General features: G+C 60.4%; 10 protein-coding genes. 5 read left to right on the top strand and 5 right to left on the bottom strand.

Features of this window, described 5'->3' with window-relative positions; genetic code table 11:
• A partial coding sequence (locus D8V06_RS26275; RefSeq protein WP_177434495.1) for a peptide deformylase occupies positions 1–121 on the bottom strand: 121 nt, incomplete at its 3' end.
• 185 nt (positions 122–306) lie between these two features.
• Between D8V06_RS26275 and D8V06_RS26270 the strand changes: the two genes are divergently transcribed.
• The 3 genes from D8V06_RS26270 (at position 307) to D8V06_RS26260 (ending at position 3,132) form a co-directional block, all read left to right on the top strand.
• Positions 307–1,332: a LysM domain-containing protein gene (locus D8V06_RS26270; protein ID WP_056854243.1), complete on the top strand. Its 1,026-nt coding sequence runs from the start codon at positions 307–309 to the stop codon at positions 1,330–1,332.
• An 81-nt stretch (positions 1,333–1,413) separates the two neighbouring features.
• On the top strand, positions 1,414–2,520 hold the full coding sequence (gene dprA / locus D8V06_RS26265; RefSeq protein WP_056854242.1) for a DNA-processing protein DprA: 1,107 nt from the start codon (positions 1,414–1,416) through the stop codon (positions 2,518–2,520).
• A gap of 54 nt (positions 2,521–2,574) precedes the next feature.
• On the top strand, positions 2,575–3,132 hold the full coding sequence (locus D8V06_RS26260; RefSeq protein WP_056854241.1) for an L-threonylcarbamoyladenylate synthase: 558 nt from the start codon (positions 2,575–2,577) through the stop codon (positions 3,130–3,132).
• Positions 3,133–3,262: 130 nt separating this feature from the next.
• Here the strand turns inward: D8V06_RS26260 and D8V06_RS26255 are convergent, their stop codons facing one another.
• A complete protein-coding gene (locus D8V06_RS26255) occupies positions 3,263–4,240 on the bottom strand; it encodes an NADPH:quinone reductase (protein ID WP_130903763.1) in 978 nt (325 codons plus the stop codon).
• Positions 4,241–4,416: 176 nt separating this feature from the next.
• Here D8V06_RS26255 and hemF point away from each other — a divergent pair, with 176 nt between their 5' ends.
• Complete coding sequence (hemF, locus tag D8V06_RS26250) at positions 4,417–5,331, top strand: oxygen-dependent coproporphyrinogen oxidase (RefSeq protein WP_130903764.1); 915 nt, start codon at positions 4,417–4,419, stop codon at positions 5,329–5,331.
• A gap of 13 nt (positions 5,332–5,344) precedes the next feature.
• A complete protein-coding gene (aroE, locus tag D8V06_RS26245) occupies positions 5,345–6,166 on the top strand; it encodes a shikimate dehydrogenase (protein WP_056854238.1) in 822 nt (273 codons plus the stop codon).
• A 127-nt stretch (positions 6,167–6,293) separates the two neighbouring features.
• On the opposite strand, the gene D8V06_RS26240 is transcribed toward aroE, so the two are convergent.
• The 3 genes from D8V06_RS26240 to betC all read right to left on the bottom strand — a co-directional run bounded on the left by D8V06_RS26240 (position 6,294) and on the right by betC (position 10,565).
• Positions 6,294–7,862, bottom strand: a complete 1,569-nt coding sequence (locus tag D8V06_RS26240) for a SulP family inorganic anion transporter (RefSeq protein ID WP_130908049.1) — start codon at positions 7,860–7,862, stop codon at positions 6,294–6,296.
• A gap of 278 nt (positions 7,863–8,140) precedes the next feature.
• A complete protein-coding gene (gene choX / locus D8V06_RS26235) occupies positions 8,141–9,058 on the bottom strand; it encodes a choline ABC transporter substrate-binding protein (protein WP_056854236.1) in 918 nt (305 codons plus the stop codon).
• 16 nt (positions 9,059–9,074) lie between these two features.
• Positions 9,075–10,565 carry a choline-sulfatase gene (betC, locus tag D8V06_RS26230; RefSeq protein WP_241667868.1) on the bottom strand — a complete coding sequence of 497 codons (1,491 nt, stop codon included), beginning with the start codon at positions 10,563–10,565 and terminating at the stop codon, positions 9,075–9,077.
• Between the last annotated feature and the right edge of the window lie 2 nt (positions 10,566–10,567).

Below are 10,567 nucleotides of genomic sequence, written 5' to 3'. Positions count from 1 at the left end.
CATACATTGTTTCAAACATGTCGTCGACCAACTGACGCACTTCGTCGTCCACTACGGCCACAGGTTTGGCGATAGTGCGCAGGCGCGAGTCGGGAAATTCGAGGATGTCTAAAATGGCCATAAGCTTGATTACTGCACGTGTGAAGTAAAGTCGGGTCGATGGCCTGGCAGGTCCGAAGATGCAGGCTACCGTTGTAAAACGTAGCTCCCTTCTGTCGACAAGCAAGTTTTGACAAGCCGGCCGGGAGCGAGCCACTGACGGCTCTGGCGTTTCACGCGAACGCACATAATAAAGGGATTCACCGCATGAGGAAATCACTACTCGCCCTGCTCCTTCTGGCTTCGGCCGGTTTCGCGCACGGGCAAGTGCAACTTCGGGAAGGTTTTCCGCAGCGATACACCGTGGTGACGGGGGACACACTCTGGGACATTTCCGCAAAGTATCTCCGTGAGCCATGGCAGTGGCCGCAGTTGTGGCAAGCCAATCCGCAGATCGAAAACCCCAATCTGATCTACCCCGGCGATTCGCTGTCGCTGGTCTACGTCAATGGCCAGCCGCGCCTGACCCTCAGCCGGGGCGAGTCGCGGGGCACCATCAAGCTTTCGCCGCGGGTACGCACCAGCCCGGTAGCCGATGCGATTCCGAGCATCCCGCTGAAATCGATCAACAGTTTTCTCCTGAGCAACCGCATCGTCGACAAGGTCGAGGATTTCGACAAGGCGCCGTACATCGTGGCCGGTGATGCCGAACGCGTGCTCAGCGGCATGGGCGACAGAATCTTCGCCCGAGGTCAGTTCGACCTGGCGCAACCGGTCTACGGCATCTTCCGCCAGGGCAAGGTCTATACCGATCCACAAACCCAGGAGTTTTTGGGGATCAACGCCGATGACATTGGCGGTGGTGAAATCGTCGCCACCGAAGGTGACATCGCTACGCTGGCGCTGCAACGCACAACCCAGGAGGTACGCCTTGGCGACCGCCTGTTCAGTGGCGAGGAGCGCTCCATCAACTCGACGTTCATGCCCAGCGCCCCGAGCAGCAAGATCGAAGGCTTGATCATTGATGTGCCGCGCGGCGTGACGCAGATCGGTGCGTTGGATGTGGTCACGCTGAACAAGGGTCAACGCGATGGTCTGGCCGAAGGCAATGTATTGGTGGTGATGAAGACCGGGGAAACCGTGCGTGACCGAATCAGCGGCCAGCCGGTGAAAATTCCCGACGAACGCGCCGGTCTGCTGATGGTTTTCCGCACCTACGACAAGCTCAGCTACGGGCTGGTGCTCAACGCATCGCGTTCGCTGGCGGTGATGGACAAGGTGCGAAATCCATAAGCGTGCTTCACAAGTTACCAACAGAGTTATCCACAGCTTATTCCCGTTTGTACGGGTGCTCATAACGATCAAGGATGATCCATGTCATGGCCTACTGTTACACCGGTTTCCCCTGCGGAGCTGGAAGCTCGTTTGCGTCTGCACCGTTTGCCGGAACTCGGGCCGATGCGGTTCAAAAAGTTGCTCGAGGCGTTCGGTTCGGCATCGAAAGCGATCAGTGCACCGGCCAGTGCCTGGCGCGCGCTGGGTTTGCCATTGGCGTGTGCCGAGGCCAGGCGATGTCCTGAAATCCGCGATGGAGCAAGCCACGCATTGGCCTGGCTGGAGCGTCAGGGCCAGCATTTACTGATGTGGGACCAGGTTGACTACCCGGCGCTGCTGGCGCAAATCAGTGATGCTCCGCCCTTGTTATTCGTCGCGGGCGATCCTGGCATTCTGGAAAAACCGCAGCTGGCGATGGTCGGCAGTCGGCGCGCGTCTCGGCCGGGCATGGATACCGCGGCAGCGTTTTCCCGCAGCCTGGCCAGTGCCGGTTTCGTCATCACCAGCGGGTTGGCGCTGGGTATCGATGCCGCCGCGCATCAGGCTGCTTTGGATGTCGGCGGGCAAACGGTCGGTGTACTTGGCACGGGTCTTGAAAAGTTTTATCCACAGCGCAATCGGCGGCTGGCGGACGCCATGATCGCCTCGGGCAGCGCGGTGCTTTCGGAGTTTCCGCTGGATGCCGGCCCCAGCGCCAGCAACTTCCCGCGACGTAACCGCATCATCAGCGGTTTGTCCCTCGGTGTGCTGGTGGTCGAGGCCAGCGTGGCCAGCGGTTCGTTGATCACCGCACGGCTGGCGGCCGAACAAGGGCGTGAGGTTTACGCGATTCCCGGGTCGATCCATCACCCCGGCGCGCGGGGTTGCCACCAGTTGATCCGCGACGGCGCGGTGCTGGTGGAGACCATTGAACATATTCTCGAAGCCTTGCGAGGTTGGCAGCAACAGCCGTTGTTCCCGGAAACCTGCGAGGTGGCGACGAGTCATCCGCTGTTGAAGCTGCTGCATGCGGCCCCTCACACCAGTGAAGCGCTGGCCCTCGCCAGCGGCTGGGCGCTGCCCAACGTGTTGGCGGCGTTGACGGAACTGGAGATGGGCGGCAGCGCGGTGTGCGAAAACGGGCGCTGGTTTGCGCGGGTGAGCTAGGTTTTATAAACAAGATCGGTAAACTGCGCAGAGCCTTATTCTGGAGAGTTTTTCATGGTCAACAGTTGGCGTGTGCAGCAAGCCGCACGAGCAGTTCGCGCAGGGGCGGTGATTGCCTACCCAACCGAAGCAGTCTGGGGCCTGGGTTGCGACCCGTGGGACGAAGAGGCCGTCGAGCGTTTGTTGCTGATCAAGGGCCGGGCAGTGGATAAAGGCCTGATCCTGGTGGCCGACAACATCCGTCAGTTCGATTTCCTGTTCGAAGACTTCCCTGAACTGTGGATGGACCGCATGGCCAGCACCTGGCCGGGGCCGAACACCTGGCTGGTGCCGCATCAGAACCTGTTGCCGCCATGGATCACCGGCGTGCATGAAACCGTGGCGCTGCGCGTGAGTGATCACCCGCTGGTACGGGATTTGTGTGCGTTGGTCGGGCCGTTGGTGTCGACCTCTGCCAACCCGCAAGGCCGGCCGGCGGCTCGTACGCGGCTTCGCGTCGAGCAGTATTTCCGCGGGCAGGTTGACCTGGTGCTCGGCGGGTTGCTGGGTGGGCGCAAGAACCCGAGCGTGATTCGCGATCTGGCGACGGGGCACGTTGTCCGCCCAGGCTGAGACCGAGGCGCCCCCCATCGCTGGCAAGCCAGCTCCCACGGGATTCTGGTCGTTCACATGATTTGTGACCGACCCTGTACGTGTGGGAGCTGGCTTGCCAGCGATGAGGCCTTGGCAGACGCTGAAAATCTTAAGGCAACAGAACCACCGATCCCGTGGTACGCCGTGCCGATAATTCAGTCTGCGCTTTCGCCGCATCCGCCAGTGAATACGTCTGGCTGATATCCACCTTCAACTTGCCACTGATGATCATCTCGAACAGTTCATCGGCCATGCGCTGTAGGTTTTCGGCGTTGTTGGCGTAGGTGCCCAGCGTCGGCCGGGTTACGTACAGCGAACCTTTCGCCGCCAGAATCCCCAGGTTGACTCCGTCCACTGCGCCGGATGCGTTGCCGAAACTCACCACCAGGCCCCGAGGCGCGACGCTGTCCAGAGATGTCAGCCAAGTGTCCTTGCCCACGCCGTCGTACACCACCGGGACTTTTTTGCCGTCGGTCAATTCCAGTACCCGTTGTGCGACGTTTTCATGGCTGTAATCAATGGTCGCCCAGGCGCCGTTGGCCTTGGCCAGCGCGGCTTTCTCCGCCGAGCTCACGGTGCCGATCAGCTTCACGCCCAAGGCCTTGGCCCATTGGCAAGCCAACGAGCCGACACCACCCGCTGCCGCGTGGAACAGGATGGTTTCGCCACCCTTGAGTTCGTAGGTCTGGCGCAGCAGATATTGCACGGTCAGGCCTTTGAGCATCACACCTGCCGCCTGCTCGAAGCTGATGGCGTCCGGCAGGTGAACCAGATTGGCCTCGGGCAAGACATGAACGTCACTGTAGGCCCCCAATGGGCCGCTGCCGTAAGCGACACGATCGCCGACCTTGAACCGCGTGACGTCACTGCCGACCGCCTCGACCACGCCCGCGCCTTCGGAACCGAGCCCCGATGGCAGAGCCGGCGGTGGGTAGAGACCGCTGCGGTAATAGGTATCGATGAAGTTCAGGCCGATGGCCTTGTTGGTCACACGGACCTCTTTGGGGCCGGGTCCGGCGGGTTGGTAATCCACATACTCAAGCACTTCGGGGCCGCCATGGGCACGGAACTGAATACGCTTTGCCATCTGCTCTCTCCTGAGATCGATGCTGATTGTGTAAATGCGAAGCGTCCTATCGGACTCCTAAGCTTGATCTTCGTCAACTGCGACGAGCACTTCGGCGGTGTTATGCTACGCGCCCATTTGCGCAGGCCCCGGTCCGATGGAGCGCCGCGTAGCTTTGCCCGATCCAAGGTGATGCCATGACTACCCGCACCGAGGCCGTAAAAGCCTATCTGCTCGACCTGCAAGACCGTATTTGTGCTGCCCTGGAAGCCGAAGACGGTGGCACGCACTTCGTCGAAGACGCCTGGACCCGGCCTGCCGGCGGTGGTGGACGTACGCGGGTGATCGAAAACGGCACGGTCATTGAAAAGGGCGGCGTCAACTTTTCCCATGTCTTTGGCAGTGGCCTGCCACCGTCCGCCAGCGCCCATCGTCCGGAACTGGCCGGCCGTGGCTTCGAAGCGCTCGGCGTGTCGCTGGTGATCCATCCGCACAACCCGCACGTGCCGACTTCCCACGCCAACGTACGTTTTTTCATCGCTGAAAAAGAAGGTGAAGAACCGGTCTGGTGGTTCGGCGGCGGTTTCGACCTGACGCCCTACTACGGCAATGAAGAAGACTGCGTGCACTGGCACCGCGTGGCCGAGCAGGCTTGCGCGCCGTTCGGTGCGGACGTCTACCCGCGTTACAAGGCCTGGTGCGACAGCTACTTCCACATCAAGCATCGCCACGAACCACGGGGCATTGGCGGTCTGTTTTTCGATGACTTGAACGAGTGGGACTTCGACACCAGCTTCGCGTTCATGCGAGCTATCGGCGATGCATACATCGATGCCTACCTGCCGATCGTGCAGCGTCGCAAAAACGACACGTTCAGCGCGAAACAACGGGAGTTCCAGGAATACCGTCGTGGCCGTTACGTCGAGTTCAACCTGGTCTATGACCGCGGCACGCTGTTCGGCCTGCAATCGGGCGGTCGCACGGAGTCGATCCTGATGTCCCTGCCGCCGCAAGTGCGTTGGGGTTACGACTGGAAAGCCGAACCGGGCAGCGAAGAAGCGCGCCTGACCGATTATTTCTTGCAGGATCGCGATTGGTTGGCCAAGGCCTGAACGAGGAATGTAGATGGACCGTTATGTTGTATTCGGTAACCCGATTGGCCATAGCAAGTCACCGTTGATCCATCGTCTGTTCGCCGAGCAGACCGCGCAGCGCCTCGACTACAGCACATTGCTGGCGCCTTTAGACGATTTTTCCGACTGCGCGCGGGCTTTTTTCCTCGAAGGCCGGGGGGCGAATGTGACGGTCCCGTTCAAGGAAGAAGCCTTTCGCCTTGCCGATAGCCTGACTGCGCGAGCGCAGCGGGCCGGCGCGGTGAATACCTTGAGCAAAATGGCCGATGGCAGTCTGCTGGGTGATAACACCGATGGCGCCGGCCTGGTGCGGGACCTGACCGTCAACGCCGGGTTCAGCCTCAAGGGCAAACGCATCCTGTTACTCGGTGCCGGTGGTGCTGTGCGCGGTGCTCTGGAGCCCTTGCTCGCCGAGCAGCCGGCGTCGGTGATCATCGCCAACCGCACCGTAGACAAGGCCGAACTGCTGGCGGAACTGTTCTGCGATTTGGGGCCGGTCTCGGCGAGCGGTTACGACTGGTTGCAGGAATCTGTGGACCTGATCATCAATGCCACCTCTGCCAGCCTGACAGGGGACGTTCCGCCGATCGCCAGCAGCCTGATCGAACCAGGCAAAACCGTGTGCTACGACATGATGTACGGCAAGGAGCCGACTTCATTCTGCCGTTGGGCCAGCGAACACGGCGCAGCGGTATCGATGGACGGGTTGGGGATGTTGGCCGAGCAAGCGGCAGAAGCGTTCTACCTGTGGCGCGGTGTACGTCCGGATACTGCGCCGGTGCTGGCCGAGTTGCGCCGACAACTGGCGCTGTAATTCTTTGTGGCGAGGGAGCTTGCTCCCGCTGGATTGCGTAGCGACCCTTAAAATCTGCGGGCGCTTCGCTCCCGAGCGGGAGCAAGCTCCCTCGCCACAGGGATTGGTGTTTTAGCCAAGAATTTGTTCAATCTTCAAATCGGATCGGGCATTTCTCCGGTCCCTCAAGCTTCCTCAACTCTTCCACCACCTGCGGCCGCGCCTGGCGCAAGGTCAGGCTGCGATCCTGGCGCAGCAAGCGCCGGGCTTCCTGATGCAGCATTTCCACCCCTGAATAGTCGATGAAATTGATCTGCTGCGCCTCGATCACCACGCGCGCACCGTGCATGCGTTGCAGGCGCACCTGCAGGTAATGGCTGGCGCCGAAGAAGATCGAGCCGCCGACCCGCAGAATGTCTTCATCGCCGTCGCGTACATGTTGTACCCGCGGTTGCGACGTTCGCTTGAGGTAAAAAAACAGTGACGCCAGCACGCCAGCGTAAATTGCTGTCTGCAACTCCAGCAGCAGCGTGGCGACACAGGTCAGGGCCATGACCACGAACTCGGCGCGACTGACCCGCAGCAATGCGCGAATGCCGCGATGGTCCACCAGGCCCCAGGCAATCAACAGAATACTACCGGCCATGGCCGGGATCGGGATGTGCGCAATCAGACCTGCGCCAAAAATCGCAAACAGCGCCACCCACAACGCCGAAAAAATCCCCGCCAACGGCGAGCAGGCCCCGGCTTCGTAACTCAGCCCGGAACGGGTGAACGAGCCGGCTGACAGCGATCCGGAAAAAAACGCACCGACAATATTTGACAGGCCTTGGGCGCGAACTTCCTGGTTAGCGTCGAGTAGTTGCTGCGAACGTGCAGAGATCGAGCGGGCAATCGACAGGCTGGTCACCAGCCCGAGCATGCCAACGGCCACGGCGCTGGGCAGCAGGCGCAGGATCAAATCGAGATCCAGTGGCAACGGACTGAAGGGCGGTAACTTACCGGTGAACGCGCTGACCAGTTGCACATGACCAAACATGGTTGGCCACAGCCAGACCAGCAATGCGCCCAGCACCAGTGTGATCAACAGCGTTGGCCAACGTGGCAGCCACAGCTTGAGGACCACCCCCACCACCACCGTCGCCAGACCCAACGCCAGCGAGGCCTTGTCCACTTCGCCGAGATGGCGCAATAAAGTGATGAAACTGTCCAGGGCGGTGGCCTGACTTGGCAAGTCCAACCCCAACAGATTGGGTAGTTGACCCACGGCAATCACTACCGCCGCACCGAGGGTAAAGCCGAGCACCACCGAATGGGAGACGAAATTTACCAGCGCGCCAAAGCGCAGCAATCCCAGCAGCCACTGGAAAACCCCCGCCAGGAAAGTCAGCAACAGGATCACCGTGACGTAGTCCTGTGTCGCCGGCACGGCCAGAGGACTGACGCTGGCATACAAGACAATCGAGATCGCGGCCGTAGGACCGCAGATCAAATGCCACGACGAACCCCAAAGACAAGCGATCAACACCGGGATAATAGCCGCGTACAGCCCGTATTCCGGTGGCAGACCCGCGATCAGTGCGTAGGCAATGGATTGCGGCAACGCAAGAATCGCACCGCTGAGGCCGACGATCAGGTCGCGGCCGACGCTGGCTCGGGTTTGCCGGGGCAGCCAGGTGAGGAAGGGAAAAAGTGAATGGCGGCTTGGCAGGGCCATGGGGCCTCTCGGTCGGGGGTTTGCGCAAGGGTAGCAGGACGCACAATCATTTGTGGCGAGGGAGCTTGCTCGCGCTCGGGTGCGAAGCGCCCGCAGGTTTCAGGGCCGCTGCGCAGCCCAGCGGGAGCAAGCTCCCTCGCCACAGAGGATGATCGTTCCCACGCTCCGCGTGGGAACGCCTCAAGGGACGCTCCGCGTTCCAGCTCTCGAAAGGGACGCAGAGCGTCCCGGGCTGCATTCCCACGCGGAGCGTGGGAACGATCATCAACAGAGGATCTCTACAACTTGGCTTTGACTGCCGGCAATGCATCCTTGCCGTCCACGGTTTTCACGCCATCCAGCCATTTATCCAGCACCGCCGGGTTGGCCTTGATCCACGCTTTGGCGGCGTCGGCATTGCTGATCTTCTTGTTCACCACCTCGGCCATGATGCTGTTTTCCATGTCCTGAGTGAACGTCAGGTTGGTCAGCAATTTCCCAACGTTAGGGCAGGCCTGTGCATAACCTTTGCGGGTCAGGGTGTGGACGCTGCCGGTGTCGCCGAAATACTTCTCGCCGCCCTTCAGGTAATGCATTTTCAGCTGCACGTTCATCGGGTGCGGCGTCCAGCCGAGGAAGGTCACGAACTTCTGTTTCTTCACTGCGCGCGATACTTCGGCCAACATCGCTTGCTCGCTGGACTCGACCAATTTCCACTGGCCCATGTCGAAATCGTTTTTCTTGATGATCTCTTGCAGCGAGATGTTTGCCGGTGCACCGGAACCGATGCCGTAGATTTTGCGATCAAACTTGTCGGCGTGTTTGTTCAGGTCGGCAAAGTTATGCACACCCGCGTCCCAGACGTAGTCCGGAACGGCGAGGGTGAACTCGGTGCCATCGAGATTCTTCGCTAACTGCGTGACATCGCCCGTGGCGACGAATTTGTCGTAGAAGCCCTGCTGCGCCGGCATCCAGTTACCCAGAAACACATCGACCTGGCCGTCCTTGAGCCCGCCGAAGGTAATCGGCACCGCGAGGGTGTCGACTTTGGCCTTGTAACCCATGCCGTCCAGGAGAAACCCGGTGATGGCGTTGGTCGCGGCGATGTCGCTCCAGCCCGGGTCGGCCATTTTCACCGTCTCGCATTGATCGGCGAACGCCGATGCACTGCCCAGAGCCAGGAGCCCGACCGTCAGTACTGTGGATAACCTTTGCATGGACTTCCCCTTAACATTATTGGTTTTGGCAGGGTTGTGGATAACGTGCTTTACGCTCCAGATCGTCGAGGTCGATATGGTTACGCATGTACTGCTGACTGGCGTCTACCAGTGGCTGGTGATCCCAGCTCTTCAGCTTGCCGATGGTCAGGGCATCGGCGACGAAACGCCGGCGCCGTTGGCTTGCGAGCACCTGTTGATGGATCGCCGGAATATCCCATTTGGCCCGCGCTTCGGCGAGAAAGTCGTCAAACAGCTGGCGATGCTGCGGCGACTGGCTCAGTTCTTCCAGTTCGCGCGGATCATTGTGTACGTCGAAGAGTAGGCAAGGGTCGTCTTCGCTGTAGATGAATTTGTAAGCACCGCGGCGAATCATCATCAGCGGGCTGATGGTGCCTTCTGCCATGTATTCGCCGAACACTTCGTCGTGACCGCCCTGCCCTTGCAGATGTGGGACCAACGAGCGGCCATCGAGCGGCAGGCCTGGCTCCAGCGAGCCGCCCGCCAGTTCGACGAAGGTCGGCAGCAAGTCGGCGGTCGAGACCGAGGCACTGACACGGCTCGCGCCGAATTGCCCGGGAGCACTTATCAACAGGGGCACGCGAGCGGCCATTTCATACCAGTGCATTTTGTACCAGAGCCCGCGCTCGCCGAGCATGTCGCCATGGTCGCCGGAGAAGACAATGATGGTATCGTCGATCAGGCCGGTATCTTCGAGTGTTTGCAGGAGTTTGCCGACGTTACTGTCGATATAGCTGCAAGCACCGAAATAGGCACGGCGTGCATCGCGGATCTTATCCACAGGCAAGGGTTTATCCCACAGGTCGTAAACCTTGAGCAAACGCCGGGCGTGCGGGTCGAGTTCGTGCTGGTCCGGTGTTATTGGCAAAGGAATGTCGGCATCGTCGTACAGATCCCAGAAAGCTTTGGGAATGGTGTACGGATCGTGTGGGTGGGTCATTGAAACAGTCAGGCAGAACGGCTGGTCGCCATCCTCGCGAATGTGATCGAACAGGTATTGCTGGGCCTTGAACACCACCTCTTCGTCGAAATCCAGTTGATTGGTGCGCACGCACGGCCCCGCCTGCAGTACCGACGACATGTTGTGATACCAGGTCGGACGCACGTCCGGCTCGTCCCAATTCACTGCCCAGCCGTAGTCGGCCGGATAGATATCGCTGGTCAGACGTTCTTCGTAACCGTGCAGTTGATCCGGACCGCAGAAGTGCATCTTGCCTGACAGTGCGGTGCGATAGCCAAGTCGACGCAGGTAGTGGGCATAGGTCGGTACATCGGCCGGAAAATCCGCCGCGTTGTCGTAGGCGCCGATCTTGCTCGGCAATTGGCCGCTGACCAGGGTAAAACGCGACGGTGCGCACAACGGGCTGTTGCAGTAGGCGGCGTCGAACACCACGCCTTGTGCGGCGAGGCGGCTCAAATTCGGCAACTTGATGGGCGATGGGCCGTAGAACGGCAACATTGGCGCGGCCATTTGATCGGCCATGATGA

Source organism: Pseudomonas sp. Sample_24, from assembly GCF_004307605.1.
Taxonomy (GTDB): domain Bacteria; phylum Pseudomonadota; class Gammaproteobacteria; order Pseudomonadales; family Pseudomonadaceae; genus Aquipseudomonas.
The sequence above is the reverse complement of the archived record's forward strand: the minus strand, read 5'-3'. Positions and strand labels throughout refer to the sequence as shown.

Coding starts and splice junctions, on each gene's coding strand:
- hemF (WP_130903764.1), top strand. CDS start 4,417: ATGACTACCCGCACCGAGGCCGTAAAAGCCTATCTGCTCGACCTGCAA.
- dprA (WP_056854242.1), top strand. CDS start 1,414: ATGTCATGGCCTACTGTTACACCGGTTTCCCCTGCGGAGCTGGAAGCT.
- D8V06_RS26255 (WP_130903763.1), bottom strand. CDS start 4,240: ATGGCAAAGCGTATTCAGTTCCGTGCCCATGGCGGCCCCGAAGTGCTT.
- D8V06_RS26270 (WP_056854243.1), top strand. CDS start 307: ATGAGGAAATCACTACTCGCCCTGCTCCTTCTGGCTTCGGCCGGTTTC.
- choX (WP_056854236.1), bottom strand. CDS start 9,058: ATGCAAAGGTTATCCACAGTACTGACGGTCGGGCTCCTGGCTCTGGGC.
- aroE (WP_056854238.1), top strand. CDS start 5,345: ATGGACCGTTATGTTGTATTCGGTAACCCGATTGGCCATAGCAAGTCA.
- D8V06_RS26240 (WP_130908049.1), bottom strand. CDS start 7,862: ATGGCCCTGCCAAGCCGCCATTCACTTTTTCCCTTCCTCACCTGGCTG.
- D8V06_RS26260 (WP_056854241.1), top strand. CDS start 2,575: ATGGTCAACAGTTGGCGTGTGCAGCAAGCCGCACGAGCAGTTCGCGCA.